Source organism: Moraxella boevrei DSM 14165 (assembly GCF_000379845.1).
GTDB lineage: Bacteria > Pseudomonadota > Gammaproteobacteria > Pseudomonadales > Moraxellaceae > Faucicola > Faucicola boevrei.
In genome coordinates, this window is record NZ_KB903812.1 from 1 (window position 1) to 16,404 (window position 16,404).

The following is a 16,404-nucleotide window of genomic DNA, read 5'->3' on the forward strand; positions in this document are numbered from 1 at the left end:
TAGGTCGCATATTCTATCACAGTTTTTTAAGCTGTCAAGAACTTTTTTCGCTTTTTTTGTTTTCTTTTTTATGCTTTTTTTTATTTTCTTTTTTAAAAAAAAATAAATATTTAATATAAAAAAGATTTCTCTTTGAAAGAAAGCTCGCTATACCTTATACTTTCGCTTTGCCCCTATCGTGGGTGCGTATTATATAGTCTTTTTAATTCCAGTCAAGCAGTTTTTGTGAAAAAAATCGGGTTTTTTGTTGGGTTGGTTTCTAAATTATTGTTTTTTATATAAATTTATTTTTAATTATTTTTTATTTTTTTGGATATTTAAGTTTTGTTGGCTTTTTTTGTGATTTTTTTGGCTTTTAACAGTTTATAGGCGTATAATAAAGTGGTTTTGCCAGCAAGTCATTTGTTTATGCCAAGTTTTCACCATTAATACTATAGAAAACTGGTTTGTATCTTCAATGATGCGTTAGCTTATTTTTTCCACTGGGGGCAATATGTCAAATTCTGATTATAAAATTCCCGTGCATCAAATCGATGCAACTAAAAAACGGGTTCATCCACGTTTTGTGACTGGGTTTTATCAAAATATTCGTTTGGTAAGTATGTATTTTTTGTTGGTGTTGTTTTTGGTCTTGCCTTGGCTACGCTATGACGGACATCAGGCGATTTGGTTTGATTTTACAGGGCAACGGATTTATATTTTTGGCATGACCTTTTTGCCCCAAGATATCTTCTTTTTTGCGTTTTTCTTTATTATTGCGGCATTTTTGTTGTTTTTTGTGACGGTGTATGCAGGGCGTGTGTGGTGCGGTTATGCGTGTCCGCAGACGATTTGGACACATATGTTTCAATATACCGAAAAATTGGTGATTGGGGACCGTAATAAGCAGTTTAAACTGGATAAAGCCCCGTTAAATGGTGAAAAAATCGTTAAACGTGGTATCGTATATGTGATTTGGGCAATGATTTCGGTGGTTACAGCGTTGACGTTTACGAGTTATGCGGTTGGCACGGATTATTTATATACTAACTTTTTTAATTGGTCAAGTTTGACATGGGTGTCGTTGTTTATTTTTGCATTTGCGACTTTTATTAATGCAGGTTATATGCGTGAACATATGTGTACACACATTTGTCCATATGGTCGTTTCCAAAGTGTGATGTTTGACAAAGATACCCTGATTGTCTCGTATGATTATAAACGTGGTGAGCCACGTGGAGCGAGAAAAAAAGGCAAAGAAGACCCAAGTCTTGGCGATTGTGTCAACTGCCAGATGTGTGTACAAGTGTGTCCAACGGGCATTGATATTCGAGATGGTTTGCAGGTAGAATGTATTCAATGTGCGGCGTGTATTGATGCGTGTAACGAGATTATGGATAAGGTGAATTTGCCACGTGGCTTAATCCGTTATTCTACCGAACGTCAGTTGGAGGAAAATCAGCCAAGTAAATTGTTACGTCCCCGTTTGTTTGCTTATATGTTTGTGTTGGTGGCATTATTTGCAGGGGCGATTTATACCTTATCAGGGCATGTGCCGTTACAGTTGGACATTCGCCGAGACCGTGGGCAGTTATCATCTATGACCACTCAAGGTATGGTGGAAAATACCTATATTATCAAAATTACCAACAAAACTCAGCATCCTCACGAATATGCAATTAGTCTTGTACCACAAAAAGGCTTGACCTTAGAGAGTCGCTTTAAAACCATTCCGTTAGAAGCAGGCGAAAGCTATGACATGCCTGTGAGTATTATTGGTGACCCAAATGTCATCACCCAAGATAAAATGCCAATTCAAATGGAAGTTGTTAGCGTAGATGATGGTGGTAAATATAAAGCAACCAAAGAAAATGTGTTTATCAATGCTAAATAATTAGCGATAAATAAACCCATTTTTTTGACAAACTTTGCAAAAAATAAGCCGACTCTTAGTAGTGTTGGCTTATTTTTTTGTTATAATAAGTTTTTGTTTTTTGCTAAAAATTGAGCCAAATTATGACCCAGCTTCCTCAAACATCAACCATTAACCCAACCACACAGCCCAAAAATTCAAAACAACCAATTTCAAAACTTTGGTACAAAAATTATATGGTTTGGATTTTTGTCATTGGTTTGCCTGTGGTTGTGGTGATTGCCTGTATCTTTTTTATCATTTATTCGGTACAAATCAAAGACAGCGTGGTGCGTGATGACTGGTATATGGACGGTAAAACCCTGTATGCAGACGTTTCCAAAGACAAACTTGCCCACGATTTGGGGTTAAATGGGGCAATGCACATTCAAAAAAATCAGGTTAATTTTCAACTACATACACCACCCCAAAGCTTTAGTATGCCCAATGAATTAAAAGTAGAAATTTCCCACGCCACCCAAGTGCAAAAAGACCGTGATTTTACCCTAAAACACTCGGCAAATGGTAATTTTAGCGGAACGGTAGAACTTGACCAAAGTGCAGGCAAATACTATATTATCGTACATAATCCTGAAAATTCATGGCGATTACGCAGTGTGCAAACTTTGCCAACGGATAAAAAAATTGATTTTAAGCCTTTAACATCATTTGATGAAAATTAATTGATTTATGTTCAATAACATATTTAATTCTTATAAAAGGAATAGTCGTGCTAAACTTTGACCCAACCCAAGCCAATAGCCGTCTATGGGGCGATGTGGTAAAAAATCTCAACCCTTATATCCCCGGTGAACAGCCAAAACACGCCAATCTGTGCAAACTCAATACCAACGAAAATCCCTTTCCACCATCACCAAAAGTCGCCGAAGCGATTGCCCAAGCGATTAGCAATCAAGCGGAAAATTTACGCTTGTACCCTGCCCCTGAGTCAGATGAGTTGCGAGCCACTTTAGCCAATGTGTATCAGTTGGATAAAAACCAGATTTTCGTCGGAAATGGTTCGGATGAAGTATTGGCACATATTTTTGCCTGTTTTTTTGTCAAAAATTTGCCTGTATTAACGCCTGAGATTGGGTATAGTTTTTATCCTGTTTATGCTGATACTTTTGGGATAAATTTAAAAAAAGTTGCGTTAAAACAAGACTTTAGTATTGATATTAACGATTACAATCAGCCAAATAGTGGGATTATTTTTGCCAATCCAAATGCCCCAACAGGCATTTTATTAGATTTAGAAAACATTAAAATCCTATTAAAAAATAATCCAAATAGTGTGGTGGTTGTGGACGAAGCCTATATTGATTTTGCCGAAAATCCAAGCTCAGCGATAAGCCTAATCCATGAATTTGATAATTTAATCGTCAGCCAAACATTTTCCAAATCTCGCTCATTAGCAGGGTTGCGGGTTGGCATGGCGTTCGCCAATCCGTCCTTGATTGAAGCGTTAAACCGTTACAAAAACAGCTTTAACAGCTATCCGATCGACCGTTTGGCACAGGCTGGAGCGGTAGCGAGCTTGCAAGACACGGTGTATTTTCAAGATTGTTGTCAAAAAGTGATTGCGTTACGTCAAGCTTTGGTAAAAAATCTGACGGATTTGGGCTTTGATGTGTTGCCATCCCAAGCCAATTTTGTATTTGCCAAACCACCAAGCCAATATGGTGAAACCAAGCAAGTGTTTGAAAAATTGCGTGAACAAGGGGTGATTGTCCGTCATTTTAATTCGACAAAAATCGCTGATTATTTACGCATTACCATTGGTACGCAAGCCCAAAATCAGCGTTTAATCAATGTGTTACGGGAGTTTGTCCCGCTTTGAAACAACTTTAATTAGAACCTGTATTCACAACCTTACGCAACTGAATGTTACTTTGAAAATATAAAACAAAAATTTGCTTTTGCATGAAAACTGACTAAATCTTGCTTTTCTGCGTCAAAAACTTGTTTGATAGAATCACTATCAACCTGCGTTTTTTCCTTGAAAAGCGGGCGATTTATCATATTTTTCATCGCAAAAACGTTATGAACACAGGTTCTTTAATTGGAAATTCGCGAAAAATGGATACAGTTTTACAATATTATTTAAAATGCCAACACGTTGAGACAGGTCAAGTTTTGACGTATCGCTTTGGCAATGAGCAAGATTTATTAAATTTTTCTAAGCTAGTTAATAAGCATCACTTATCAATTATTGACTCACATATTGTGTTTTATGAGATGGATTTGTTGTTTAATCCATTTGATGATGAAAAAAAAATTAACGGTGGCGATATCAACATGGCACTTGATGGGCGAGTGCAGGTCGACGAGTGGCTAAAATAAATGCTTATTCAAGTCGCCCTACCCGTTCCGCTGTACCGAGTGTTTGATTATCTCGTGCCTGCCAAGTGGCAAACTGCCGAGCATTTCCCTAAAATCGGCAGTCGGGTGCGGGTGCCTTTTGGACGACAAAAGTTGGTCGGTATCGTGGTGACTCATCTTGAACACAGCGACATTCCCCTTGATAAGCTTAAAAAAATTAGCGAAGTCATTGATAATCAAGCGATTATTGACAAAAATCTGTTAAAACTCGCCCATTGGCTCGCCAGTTACTACCATTATCCGCTTGGCGATGTGTTTGGCGTGATACTACCAACCTTGGTGCGACAAGGCAGTCCGCTTGAGCAAGCCGAAACGTTTTGGCGAGTGTTGCGTTTGGCAGATGACAACGATTTTTCCGCACGAGCAACCAAAGAACGCCAACAATTTTCATTAATTGAGTTGCATCATCAATTTAATTTATCTAACCAAAAAACTGAAATTTTAGAAAATCAACTACTTGAACAAGGCGTAGAAAAACGTTTTTTAAAAAAATTTGCCGAAAAAGGCCTGATAGAAAGTTTTTGTGCTTTACCAAATTTGGTGTTACCACCACCAGTTACCCTTAAACAAGATAATTTAGCCTTAAATAATGAACAACAATCCGCCGTTGATAACATCATTCACGCCGTTGATGAAAAGATTTATCAAGGGTTTTTGTTAAATGGTATCACAGGTTCGGGTAAAACCGAAGTGTATCTACAAGCCATGCAACCGATTTTGCAACAAGGCAAACAAGTATTAATCCTTGTCCCTGAAATCGGCTTGACACCACAAACTTTGGCGAGATTTTCCGAACGGTTTTCTGCCCATGTATTGATGTTGCATTCAGGTCTCACCGACAAAATACGTTTGCACGGTTGGCAAGCCTGTCGTACAGGACAAGCCCAAATTATCATCGGTACTCGCTCAGCAATTTTTTATCCTTTTGTCAATCTTGGCTTGATTATCGTGGACGAAAGCCACGACCAATCGTATAAACAGCAGGACACCTTGCGTTATCATGCGTCCGATGTGGCGTTATATCGTGGGGTGATGGCAAAAATTCCTGTGGTACTTGGCACAGCGACACCTTCGCTTGAAAGCTTGCAGTTGGTGCAGTTGGGCAAATTAACCGAACTACGTCTAACGAGACGAGCGGGCAATGCAAAACCTGCTCCCATTCAGCTGATTGACGCTCGCCAACAAAAGTGGACACACGGCTTGGCACAAAATCTAATGAATGCCATGCGACAGACATTAGATAAAAATGAACAAGTATTGGTTTTTCTTAATCGGCGTGGTTATGCTCCGATTTTGCTATGCGATGCGTGCGGTTGGCAAGCGGATTGTCCACGCTGTGATGCTCATTTGACCGTACATTTGTCGCCGATTGCTTTGTTAAAATGTCATCATTGCGACTGGCAAAATCCCATTCCAAAAACTTGTCCTAACTGTAGTAGTGGCAATCTTGACCCTGTCGGTATGGGGACGGCTCGGCTCACCGAAGGGCTTGGCGAGATTTTTGATGATGTGCCGATTATTCAGATTGACCGAGATACCACCAAACGCAAAAACAGTTGGCAAAAAATTTATCAACAAATATCGGATAATCCAAAGGCGATTTTGGTCGGTACGCAGATGATAGCCAAGGGGCATCATTTTCCCAATGTGACGCTCGTGGCGATGCCGAATGCAGATAGGGGATTTTTATCAGCAGACTTCCGTTCGCCTGAACACACCGCCCAGCTCATCACACAGGTAGCAGGACGTGCAGGGCGTGCCGATAAACAAGGGCGAGTGCTAATCCAAACTTTGCAACCTGATAATCCCGATTTGTTATCGCTGATTCGTGATGGTTATGGGGTATTGGCACAGCAGTTGTTAAGCACTCGGCGGTTGTTAGGTTTGCCACCGATAACCTTTGCGTGCTTAGTACGTGTCGAAAGCAATTCTTTAGAAAAAAATCATAAATTGTTAAATGATGCCAAACAGTTGTTACCCAATCGGCAAGATTTAACCAACATGGGGTTGGCGGTGTTGGGCGTTATCGATGCCCCGATGACCAAAAAAAATAGCCGTTATCATTCCCAACTGTTGTTGTTAAGTCGGCAACGGCAAACTCTACATCAGTTGCTAGATATGTGGTGGGAGCAAGTGTTGGCGTTACCTTCTGCAAAATATATTAAAATTACGCTAGACATTGACCCTAGTGGGTGGGGGTAATTTTTGCTGACTAACAAATTTTCATATTGGATTTTGCTTATTAGAGTAAAAATATGTTGATAAAATTAGCAGTATAATTTAACTTCATTAAAATAACAGAAAATCACGGAAAAAAATTGCATAAACTTTCATATTTTTATAAAATAAAATATCAATATAACATCAACAATATTTTAATGAAGTACAAAATATCCGAATATGCTAAACTCAATAAAGTAACCTATCGCACCGTTTGATTATGGCTAAAAAGTGGTAAAGTTAAATCAGAAATAAACCACAGGTCGGATATTGGTCATTGACAACGAATTACACAAAGACGAACCAAATGCAAGACCGAACAACTTATTAAAGAACTACAAAAATAACCATGTATCTTACCCACACAATCCGCATAAAACCAAACCACAAGCATTATAAACTGCTTGATGACTATGCGTTTTTGTGTAAAAACTTATTTAATGTTGCCACTTATCATAATAGACAAAGTGTTATTACGAGCAACAAAACCCCAAATGCTTTTGAACTTATCAATCAATTAACCAAAGAAAAACAAACAGATTATATCGCCATACCTGCAAAAGTTGCCCAGCAAGTCATCAAACAAGTTTATCAAAACTTTCAATCTTTTTGGGCGGTTATCAAATCTTACCACAACGACAAAAGTAGATTTTTAGGTTGTCCAAAGCTACCAAAATATTTAGACAAAACCAAAGGGCGAGCCAATATTATTTTTACCAAACAGGCTATATCAAAACGTGATTTAAATAAAGGCATATTAACGCTTTCAAGCCGTTTTGATATAGATTTATCTTTTGATTTGGGTAAATTAAAAACCATTGTTACTTATGATAATCTGCAAGAAGTTAAAGTAGTTAAAATTAATTTTGGATAATGAACCATTACAAAAACACATAGGTTATCAAGGCAGACGTGTAAAACGTGGTTTGTTTAAATCATCAAATGGTAGCTTAATTAATGCCGATGTTAATGGTGCTTTTAATATTTTAAGAAAAGTAATTGGGGGTTTTAAGTTTGACCCAATAGTGGCGTGTAGTACGCCTAAGATGATTAATGTTTTGAAGTTTTAAGCATTAATCCTTAAACCTATTTTCCGTATTTTTCTATGGAGTTGGGAACTATGACCGAGCGAAGATTATTTACAATATTCAAGCGACTTTATTACTTAGGCTATTTATGTTAAACTAACCAAAAATTTTAACAGGATTTGACCATGTCCCACCGCTCTGCTCCGCTTGCCATTCCATCACTGTTTGATGAAAACAACCAACTTTTAGACGAAAAGTCTGCTAAAAAACAAACAAAAGTTTTATTATCAACCTTGCAAGCGGACATCGCCCAATTTCGTAATAATTTTTTTCCACCACCGATTTTGGAGCAAGTGCAAGATATGCCAATTTATACAGGTAACCTTGCCGAAGTTCAGCATTATCAAGCCGAATGGCAACCGTTTATTGAACGAGCAAAATCTTTTTATCCGGCCGCCTATTTACCGCCCGATTATTTGCCGTTACCCGCCAGCCTTGAGATTCCGCAGTTTGTGTATCGGGTGCAAAAATTGCATTTGACACGCACCAAAGCCAAAGAGTCCAAAAATTTTGGGTCGGTTGGGGCATTGGTCGATAAATGTGGTCAATTTAAAGACCGTGAAATTTTGGCAATGGAGCAAGTTTTTTCTCAAAATCCTAATGCCCGTTTGGTCGCTCATCGTGAATTTATTGATTTGCGTGCCTATGTGTTTTGCCGAAATGATAAAGGCGAAATGTTAGAGCCGCAGCGTTTGCGGTTTTACCGAACTGGGTTGATTATTCACGCCCTACCAGATTTTAAACTGGTAGACAGTCGGCAGACGCCACGCAAAAAACGCAATGACGCTTATCAAAACCCAATTGCCAATAATGATATTTGGAAAGTATTTATCAAATATTAATTTAACATAAATAACCCTATAAAAATCCACAAAGTCATCACATTTATGAACAATCAACAACCATCAACTTGTCAAACAAAAACTTGTAGCTTTCAAAGTAAACCCCTACAAAACACCAGCCTCACAACAATACCAACACTAAGCGAATTAACAAAACAACATTTGTCTACAGATAGACAAGGCAAAAAACCCTTTCAATGGCAATTTTTATTGCCAAAATATTGGGGTATTTGGTTGATGATTGTCATCTTTTTGCCCTTGATGTATTTGCCATTGCGTTGGCAATTTAAACTGGGTAAAAATTTGGGTTTATTGATTTTTCATTTGGTAAAACGCCGTCAAAAAGATACATTGGTGAATTTTCAACTGATTTTTCCTGAAAAAAGTGAAGCAGAACGTTTTGACATGGCAAAACAAGTATTCATCAATGCTGGGGTTGGCTTGTTTGAAAGTTTGTGTGCTTGGTATCGTCCTGATGTATTCACTCGGTGCGTTACCGTGTCTGGCTTACAACACATCAAGACCGCACAACAGCAAGGTAAAGCCGTTATTTTGTTGGGTGCTCATTATACCATGTTGGATTTAGCAGGGCGTTTGACTAGCATATTCTTACCGCTTGATGTGATGTATCGTCCGCAAAATAATTTTTTGTTAGAATGGTTGATTTTTAACGGTCGTCAACAAATTTTTAATACCCAAATCGCCAACCAAGATATGCGACTGTTGGCAAAAAACATCAAAGACGGACACATTGTTTGGTACACCCCTGACCAAGATTTTGGGCTCAAACAAGGCGTTATGGCAAGCTTTTTTGGTGTGCCATCAGCGACGATTACCGCTCAACGACGTTTAGCGAAACTTGGTAACAAGCAAAACCCACCTGCGATTATCTTATTTCACAGCTACCGAGAAACACCTGTGGATATGCCAAACGGTCGCCGTCCACATTATCACTTACAGTTTTCGCCGATACTTGAGCATTACCCAAGCGATGATGAAGTAGCCGATGCGACACGTGTGAATGCGTTACTGGAACAATATATCCGTATTGACGCTACGCAATATATGTGGTTTCATCGTCGCTTTAAAACGCAACCGAGTGGTAAAAACTATTATATTTAAAAAATTGTTGCTTTTTACGACAAACGGTTATATTTTTTGCTTGAAAATGAGAGCCAAAGTAATTATAATCTTTTCCCTTATATAAGTATCTGAAATAACAATAATTATCGATAATTACAATCCATACTTTTATTGATTCTTTAAGGGGGAATCGTGCAAATAAACAAAAATTTGTTGGGCATTTTAACCATGACAGGTGTATTGGGCTTATCCGCCTGTTCTCAGTCTGAACCACTCAAACAAACGCAACCGTCTTCGGACGCAACACCAACTACTACCAACCAGCCAACTTATACCGTTAATGTAACAGGTGAAAATCCACCTTACATTTTTTCAGATGAAAAAGGCCATAAGATCGGTTTAGAAGCAGATTTATTAACCGCTATCGGCGAAAAACAGGGGTTCAAAGTTAATATCGTCGCTCACCCTTGGCAAGGGATTTTTGACAATCTTACCACAGGTAAAGCTGACCTCGTTTGTTCAGGTTTATTTATCACCCCTGAACGTGCGACAAAATACCAAATCACGCGTCCCTATATGCAAGCTAAATTAGGTAGTTTAGTGTCTGCTAATAGCACTATCAACAAATCAAATGACTTAGTCGGCAAAGTGGTGATGGGTCGTACTGGCGCAAATGTTTTTGAAGAAATTCTTAAAAATGAAGTATTAAAAGGTCAAGCAACCAATACACAAGGCTACCCTACCACTTATCTGGCGGTACAGGCACTTGCCCAACAAAAAGGCGATGCTGTATTTGCAGTAGAAACTACCTTAAAAGATATCCAAAAAAATCTACCTGAAAATGTCAAAACCAAGTACATCCCTTATGATGGGCATAAAGAGCCGATTTATGTGGGTTGTTTTGCCAAAAAAGGTCGTAGCGATGATTTAGTCAAAAAATTTGATACAGGTTTACAACAGTTGGCAGATGATGGTACTTTAGCAAAAATTATGACCCAATGGACAGGTCAAGCGGATAGTTTGCCTAAAGTTGATATGACAACACTTTATAAGTAATTTTAGCTTTTCTTAACAAAACACCAATTAATTAATTGGTGTTTTTATTTTTATCGCTGATAATTAGATAAATCAGAAAAAAATTGGTATAATTCGCTTTAATTTATGGGCAAAATAAGACCAACATCCTTAAAACACTTTATAAAAATCATTACAAATTTTATTAAATTTGTTTTTCAAATTGACAAAACCAATGAATTACAAAATTTTAGCGAACAACATTGACTAAAATATTTTACACAATCATCTTAATTTAACTTAAAAGAGAACCTTATGAACGACAAAAAACGCATTCTCACAGGCATTACCACCACAGGCATTCCGCATTTGGGCAATTATGTCGGTGCGATTCGGCCTGCCATACAAGCGTCAAATTCCGCTGAGATAGACGCTTTTTTCTTTTTGGCGGACTGGCACGCTCTGATTAAATGCCACGACCCTGCCCAAATCGCCCACAGCACCAAAGCCATTACCGCCACTTGGCTTGCCTGCGGTCTTGACCCTGAAAAAATCGTGTTTTACCGCCAGTCCGACATTCCAGAAATCGCCGAATTGTCGTGGATTTTGAGCTGTCATTGTGCCAAAGGGCTGATGAACCGAGCTCACGCCTATAAAGCTCAAGTGGATATTAATAACGCCACGCCTGACACCGACCCCGATTTTGGCGTGAGTATGGGGCTATTTAGTTACCCTGTTTTGATGGCAGCAGATATTTTGATGTTTAATGCCGACCTTGTGCCTGTGGGTCGTGACCAAATTCAACACATTGAAATGGCACGAGACATGGCAGGCTCATTTAATTTTAAATTCTGTGATGACAAGCCGTTGTTTGTTTTGCCAAATGCCATGGTTGATGAAGACACGCCCCTACTCACAGGTCTTGACGGACGCAAAATGAGCAAATCCTATGGCAACACCATTCCTTTGTTTGGCGAAGATATTAATATTGACGGCGAAAAAGCCCTAAAAAAAGCCATTATGCGGATTGTTACCAATAGCCAATTGCCAGAAGAACCCAAAAACCCAGACGACAGTACGATTTTTGAAATTTATAAAGCCTTTGCAACGCCAAATGAAATTGCCGAATTAAAACTGCATTTTGAAACAGGCATTGGCTGGGGCGAAGCCAAAGAAATTTTATTTGAAAAAATTAATAGTGAAATCGCGCCATTTCGTGAAAAATATGTGTATTTAATGAAAAATCCCAAAGAAATGGAAGAGATTTTACAAATGGGGGCAGAAAAGGCTCGCCGTGAAAGTCGTAAAAGATTGGAAAAAGTGCGAAAACTCATCGGCATTAAACCTTTGGCGAAGTTGAAATAAGCAGAAATTATTTACCTAAGAGAAGGATACTTTTATGAAGAAAGCAATCGCAGTAGATGGTGCTACTACATCGCATGGTGGTATCATTAAAGCCACCCAAAATAAATCAAGCACCGATGGACGTTACTGGCTGAGAGAGGATGATGGTTTTTTATGCCCCAAATGTAGCGTTTGGTCATCTATCATTCGCAGTAACACATTCATTAATGTTCATGGTAAGTATGTTGCCATGGTCAGTGACAAGCTTACTTGTGGTGCCATCATCACAGAACCCTTGCAACATCGAACCTTTGCTGGTGATAACAATCAAATGATTGATAATAGCTACTTTAATATCGCTGATGACTTAGCAAATACCACCAAACAATATAAAGAACGCTTTCAACTCATAGATGACAATACAGGCTTGCCACTCCGTCAAATCAATTACCGCATAAAATTAGGCGAGAAAATCGTTGCGGTCGGTATCACTGACGATGATGGCTATACCAAAGTCATTGAATGCGACAACATGGAACAGGTGGAAGTAGAAATAGGTCTGACTCATGGAGATGATGATGCAGTTTAAGCGTGCTTATCATGGAGGTCCTATTAGTGAGGCATCAGATTATACCAAACAGATACGTGTTCAAGTCACCAGAGGGCTAACGCCTGCTGAAATCACTATGGCAAGAAGCATATTCAAAAACAGTCTCAACTATCAGCAGGTAAAAATCTGCCGTGGCAATCCGTTTCATAACCTAACGGGGAACGCCCAAGTACTCGGTAATAACATTACCTTTCCTGCTGATATTTATGATAAATACAGCAAAGGCAACAATGATTTTTCAAACGCTGCCGATCCCAACCACCAAGTGTGGTTTATACACGAGATGGTACATATTTGGCAAAATCAGCTAGGTAGATCCACCTTAGCACACGGTGCTTGTATTTTTGTTGGGGGCAAATATTTTGGTAGTGGTGGTACACAAAATGGTCAAGCATCTCATAGCCCCAAGGCTTATGATTATGACATCGTCAAAGATGGTATTGATTTTCCTCATTATAGCATGGAGCAACAAGCTGAGGTTGTCTCGCATTATTTTAGAATTATTAAGTTTGGTCAAAAGGCAAAATTTTATCATCTAAAAATATATTATGAAAAATGCTTAGATTCTTTCTTACAAAACCCAAGTGAGCCTTTATTGTTACCCAAAGACATTAAATGGATAGAATGTTTTGATATAATAAAATAGGGATTATTCCATGAAAAAAACACCGCTAATGATACTGATATTGATGACCGTCATGCTTGCTGCCTGCAGAAAAGGCCCTACAGAAGGTGGGGTCTTGATTGTCTTAAAAAACAATAGCCCTTGTTTTTATTTGTATGGCGAAGAACACAAAGACAAGTATGCAGAAGAATATATTTTGCATCTTGCCAATCTAAATCCATCCGTAGATAATGAAAAAGAAGGGCAAACGCTCTTTTTTAGAGGTGAGCTGCCAACATTAAAAAATTCAGACAGTTGCTTTGTATTTCCCCAAGAGCTTGAATACCGTCTAAACGACATTTATGTAATAGCAAGCTCTAGCCACTACACCAGCTCCGACTTCTGCTTAGTAGAAAACAATGGCAAATTACAAATCAATCAAGCAGAGTATGTACCTGATTCGCAAGGTTGGCGTACACAAGTATGCAGTGATAAAGCATATAGCAACCATCGTGGCATTTGGTGGCGATTAAAGTGGGGATTTTTTTGATACAAAGCGAGAGTGTTTTATGAAAAAATCACCGCTAATAATATTGGTATTGATGAGTGCCATACTGACCGCTTGTAGTAATGGAGAACCCAACGATGGTGGTGTGTTGATTACCCTAAAAGACAATCAGCCGTGTTTTTATTTGTATGACGAACATAATAATAATGAAAAGACGTACAACTATCATCTACTTCTTGAGAATAGCGAACCATCTGTGAATAACGAAAAAGAAGGGCAAAGGATCTCTTTTACTGGCGACCTACCCATATTAAAAAGCCCTGAAAGCTGTTTTATGTTTTCAGACTTTAACTATAGACTAAATAACATTTATGTCGTATCTAGCAGTAAATATAGTGCCAGTGCTTACTTTTGTTTAGTAGAACATAGTGGAGCATTTGGAGCATTACAAATCAATCAAGCAGGATATGTACCCGATTCACACGGTTATTTTACTCAAATATGCACTGATAAAGCATATAGCAACCATCGTGGTCTTTGGTGGCGATTAAAGCGGTGGCTTTTTTGATATATTTTAAATTTATTTAATTATGAACTTTTCTAGTATTCGTATTTTTGACACGCCAATCCAAAGCCTGCCTGACGATTTGTATATTCCGCCAGAAGCCTTTGCGGTGTGGCTTGAGCAATTTGAAGGCCCGCTTGATTTTTTGTTGTATCTTGTCAAAAAAAATAACTTTGACATTACAACCACCGCCATTTTGCCGATTACCGAGCAATATTTAAGTTATATCAACGACTTAGATGAAGCACATTTTGAACTCGCAGGCGATTATTTGCTGATGGCAAGCACCTTAATTAATATCAAAAGTAGTCTATTATTACCAACTCCAAACCTACCTGATGATGAAAAAAATCCCACCAAACAGCTCATTCGCCGTCTTGAAGAATACGCCCAAATCAAAGCAGTGAGTAAAAAAATTGATGAATTAATCCGCTTAGAAAGAGATGTATTTTTGGCATTTGCTAGCTTGCCAAGTCCAGAAGTTTTGGCAAAACAAATTCCGCCCTACCCTGCGAACTTACTTATGGATAGTTTAATTAAAATGCAAATCAAGCCTGATTACCAAATGCACCACATCAAAACCGACCCTGTGCCACTTGCCGACCGTATGGCGAGTATCAGCCGAATTCTGGCAAATCGTGGAAAAGGAACATTTGCCGATATTTTGGATAAATCACAGGGTCGATTGGGGGTGGTGGTAAGTTTTGTGGCGGTTTTGGAGTTAGCAAAACAAAAATTGATTAATTTTGGATTAATTGATGATAATACAATAAGTATCAATGAGTTAGACTTAATTTGGACCGCATAAAAAACCCTTAAATCTGTAAATTTAAGGGTTTTAACAATTTATTAAAATTATTTCTATACTGCTTATTTTTTCGCTTTGTCTTCTGCCTGCTCACGTTGTTGTTCCTCTTGCAATGCACGTTCCGCACGCAACTCAAAACGTTCACCAGTGGCTTTAATCCCCCAAACCAACTCAACGAACGCTCGGTTATTAAGTAGCGGTTCATCTTCAATAATCAGCCAGTAGCCTTGGTTATTAATCCACAAGAAAATAAAACTCGTGTTCGGCATTAACATATCAATGGTGGAGAAAAAGGATACTGCTTGTCCATGAATTGCCCAACCACGCTGTTGTTGACGTTGCAAAAAGTCAAAAAAGTCGGCCGCCGCCACACACAATGTATCTGCTTCTTGTTGGGTAAAGCCCATTTTTGCCAAACAGAACCCTTCATCCGAACCAATCGCCACACGGCGAGAACCCGACAAGCTCGCTGACACATACCGCAAAAAGTCATCTAGCTGAACGTGCGGTGCGACAATCGCTTTATCCACCACTTCCACCCAACCCTCTTCAATAAACATATCTAGCCACGTTTCGCTATAACGCTCGCTCCATTCGTGAGCGGTCATCGTTTGCTCAGGGGCAAGCATGGCTTGCAGGGCAAGTTGTTGCTCAGATGGGTTCACTTGGGAAAAACCATGTAATACACCCTCTGGGGTCAAAATCACATGATTAACAATCGGTTCGTTACTCGTCGCCATAGGGCTATCCTTTTTTAAATACTAACTAAACTCTAGAAAATGGGTTAATTGTATCGTAATTTTGCCAAAATACAAAGTTCGTTACGATAAAAGGTAATATATTTATCAACCAATTTATATTTTTAGCAACATTTTACAAGTTTTGGCAAAATTACAAAATCGCATAAATCAATACACTAATCAGCTGTGCCATTTGCTCTTTATCACGGGCATCAACACTCATCACGTTCGCAGGAATGTTCATTTTTATTAACTCATCAGATAGATTCTGATGCAAATTCCATGGCATATTTTCCGCATGGGTAATCCCAACAATCATCGCACTACTGTGAATTAATGGCAAAAAACTTTCCATATAATCTTTCATGTCTTGCACAGGATCGGGATTTTCGGCATTGATTAATAAAATTAAACCCAACGCATTTTCACTTAAGATTTCCCACATGAAATCAAAGCGTTTTTGCCCTGGTGTGCCGTACAATCGCACTTGTTCACCTGTTGGCAATTTCATAAGGCCATAATCCATCGCCACCGTGGTGGTTTTTTTCATCAGTTTAACATCATCGCTGGCGTTTTCTTCGGTAGTGACAACTTCTTTATCCGATAACGAACGAATAGCTTGGGTTTTTCCTGCTCCGACAGGTCCTGCAAAAATAATTTTATAAATATCAGTTTGTGACATCGACATTAAGTTATCCTAATTTT

At 38.6% G+C, this 16,404-nt stretch carries 17 protein-coding genes; 15 read left to right on the plus strand and 2 right to left on the minus strand.

All coding sequences use genetic code 11. The features are described from left to right. Positions 1-493 precede the first annotated feature (493 nt). From ccoG to A3G3_RS0112330, 15 genes are all read left to right on the plus strand, one after another. Positions 494-1,873, plus strand: coding sequence for a cytochrome c oxidase accessory protein CcoG (gene ccoG, locus A3G3_RS0112245; protein WP_019520814.1), 1,380 nt, complete (start codon positions 494-496; stop codon positions 1,871-1,873). 122 nt (positions 1,874-1,995) lie between these two features. Further along, the gene (locus A3G3_RS0112250; RefSeq protein WP_019520815.1) at positions 1,996-2,574 is read left to right on the plus strand and encodes a FixH family protein; all 579 of its coding nucleotides are present in this window, start codon (positions 1,996-1,998) and stop codon (positions 2,572-2,574) included. A 47-nt stretch (positions 2,575-2,621) separates the two neighbouring features. Next, on the plus strand, positions 2,622-3,731 hold the full coding sequence (gene hisC, locus A3G3_RS0112255; protein ID WP_019520816.1) for a histidinol-phosphate transaminase: 1,110 nt from the start codon (positions 2,622-2,624) through the stop codon (positions 3,729-3,731). 239 nt (positions 3,732-3,970) lie between these two features. Then, positions 3,971-4,234, plus strand: coding sequence for a hypothetical protein (locus A3G3_RS0112265; protein ID WP_019520818.1), 264 nt, complete (start codon positions 3,971-3,973; stop codon positions 4,232-4,234). After that, positions 4,235-6,475: a primosomal protein N' gene (locus A3G3_RS0112270; protein WP_019520819.1), complete on the plus strand. Its 2,241-nt coding sequence runs from the start codon at positions 4,235-4,237 to the stop codon at positions 6,473-6,475. A gap of 367 nt (positions 6,476-6,842) precedes the next feature. Further along, the gene (locus tag A3G3_RS0112275) at positions 6,843-7,367 is read left to right on the plus strand and encodes a hypothetical protein (protein WP_019520820.1); all 525 of its coding nucleotides are present in this window, start codon (positions 6,843-6,845) and stop codon (positions 7,365-7,367) included. A 339-nt stretch (positions 7,368-7,706) separates the two neighbouring features. Further along, positions 7,707-8,423 carry a hypothetical protein gene (locus A3G3_RS0112285; protein WP_019520822.1) on the plus strand — a complete coding sequence of 239 codons (717 nt, stop codon included), beginning with the start codon at positions 7,707-7,709 and terminating at the stop codon, positions 8,421-8,423. Positions 8,424-8,468: 45 nt separating this feature from the next. Continuing rightward, a complete protein-coding gene (locus A3G3_RS13810) occupies positions 8,469-9,545 on the plus strand; it encodes an LpxL/LpxP family acyltransferase (protein WP_019520823.1) in 1,077 nt (358 codons plus the stop codon). Positions 9,546-9,698: 153 nt separating this feature from the next. Continuing rightward, positions 9,699-10,562, plus strand: coding sequence for a substrate-binding periplasmic protein (locus tag A3G3_RS0112295; RefSeq protein WP_019520824.1), 864 nt, complete (start codon positions 9,699-9,701; stop codon positions 10,560-10,562). 273 nt (positions 10,563-10,835) lie between these two features. Beyond that, positions 10,836-11,885, plus strand: a complete 1,050-nt coding sequence (gene trpS / locus A3G3_RS0112305; RefSeq protein WP_019520826.1) for a tryptophan--tRNA ligase — start codon at positions 10,836-10,838, stop codon at positions 11,883-11,885. A gap of 34 nt (positions 11,886-11,919) precedes the next feature. Beyond that, positions 11,920-12,453, plus strand: a complete 534-nt coding sequence (locus A3G3_RS0112310; RefSeq protein ID WP_019520827.1) for a PAAR domain-containing protein — start codon at positions 11,920-11,922, stop codon at positions 12,451-12,453. Next, a complete protein-coding gene (locus tag A3G3_RS0112315; protein ID WP_156802175.1) occupies positions 12,431-13,120 on the plus strand; it encodes a hypothetical protein in 690 nt (229 codons plus the stop codon). Before A3G3_RS0112310 ends, A3G3_RS0112315 begins: the two co-directional genes overlap by 23 nt. Before the next feature lie 10 nt (positions 13,121-13,130). Further along, on the plus strand, positions 13,131-13,628 hold the full coding sequence (locus A3G3_RS0112320) for an NF045616 family extracytoplasmic (lipo)protein (protein ID WP_019520829.1): 498 nt from the start codon (positions 13,131-13,133) through the stop codon (positions 13,626-13,628). Between the two features lie 19 nt (positions 13,629-13,647). After that, the gene (locus A3G3_RS0112325; protein WP_019520830.1) at positions 13,648-14,154 is read left to right on the plus strand and encodes an NF045616 family extracytoplasmic (lipo)protein; all 507 of its coding nucleotides are present in this window, start codon (positions 13,648-13,650) and stop codon (positions 14,152-14,154) included. A 22-nt stretch (positions 14,155-14,176) separates the two neighbouring features. Next, a complete protein-coding gene (locus A3G3_RS0112330) occupies positions 14,177-14,959 on the plus strand; it encodes a segregation and condensation protein A (RefSeq protein ID WP_019520831.1) in 783 nt (260 codons plus the stop codon). 62 nt (positions 14,960-15,021) lie between these two features. Here the strand turns inward: A3G3_RS0112330 and A3G3_RS0112335 are convergent, their stop codons facing one another. Further along, complete coding sequence (locus tag A3G3_RS0112335; RefSeq protein ID WP_019520832.1) at positions 15,022-15,699, minus strand: hypothetical protein; 678 nt, start codon at positions 15,697-15,699, stop codon at positions 15,022-15,024. 151 nt (positions 15,700-15,850) lie between these two features. After that, positions 15,851-16,387 (minus strand): GTP-binding protein, encoded by a 537-nt coding sequence (locus A3G3_RS0112340; protein WP_019520833.1) that lies wholly within the window; start codon positions 16,385-16,387, stop codon positions 15,851-15,853. Positions 16,388-16,404 lie beyond the last annotated feature (17 nt).

Excerpts from the sequence above, each read along its gene's own strand:
- ccoG (WP_019520814.1), top strand. The coding sequence starts at position 494 with ATGTCAAATTCTGATTATAAAATTCCCGTGCATCAAATCGATGCAACT.
- A3G3_RS0112250 (WP_019520815.1), top strand. The coding sequence starts at position 1,996 with ATGACCCAGCTTCCTCAAACATCAACCATTAACCCAACCACACAGCCC.
- A3G3_RS0112265 (WP_019520818.1), top strand. The coding sequence starts at position 3,971 with ATGGATACAGTTTTACAATATTATTTAAAATGCCAACACGTTGAGACA.
- A3G3_RS0112270 (WP_019520819.1), top strand. The coding sequence starts at position 4,235 with ATGCTTATTCAAGTCGCCCTACCCGTTCCGCTGTACCGAGTGTTTGAT.
- A3G3_RS0112275 (WP_019520820.1), top strand. The coding sequence starts at position 6,843 with ATGTATCTTACCCACACAATCCGCATAAAACCAAACCACAAGCATTAT.
- A3G3_RS0112285 (WP_019520822.1), top strand. The coding sequence starts at position 7,707 with ATGTCCCACCGCTCTGCTCCGCTTGCCATTCCATCACTGTTTGATGAA.
- A3G3_RS13810 (WP_019520823.1), top strand. The coding sequence starts at position 8,469 with ATGAACAATCAACAACCATCAACTTGTCAAACAAAAACTTGTAGCTTT.
- trpS (WP_019520826.1), top strand. The coding sequence starts at position 10,836 with ATGAACGACAAAAAACGCATTCTCACAGGCATTACCACCACAGGCATT.
- A3G3_RS0112310 (WP_019520827.1), top strand. The coding sequence starts at position 11,920 with ATGAAGAAAGCAATCGCAGTAGATGGTGCTACTACATCGCATGGTGGT.
- A3G3_RS0112315 (WP_156802175.1), top strand. The coding sequence starts at position 12,431 with ATGGAGATGATGATGCAGTTTAAGCGTGCTTATCATGGAGGTCCTATT.
- A3G3_RS0112320 (WP_019520829.1), top strand. The coding sequence starts at position 13,131 with ATGAAAAAAACACCGCTAATGATACTGATATTGATGACCGTCATGCTT.
- A3G3_RS0112325 (WP_019520830.1), top strand. The coding sequence starts at position 13,648 with ATGAAAAAATCACCGCTAATAATATTGGTATTGATGAGTGCCATACTG.
- A3G3_RS0112330 (WP_019520831.1), top strand. The coding sequence starts at position 14,177 with ATGAACTTTTCTAGTATTCGTATTTTTGACACGCCAATCCAAAGCCTG.
- A3G3_RS0112335 (WP_019520832.1), bottom strand. The coding sequence starts at position 15,699 with ATGGCGACGAGTAACGAACCGATTGTTAATCATGTGATTTTGACCCCA.
- A3G3_RS0112340 (WP_019520833.1), bottom strand. The coding sequence starts at position 16,387 with ATGTCGATGTCACAAACTGATATTTATAAAATTATTTTTGCAGGACCT.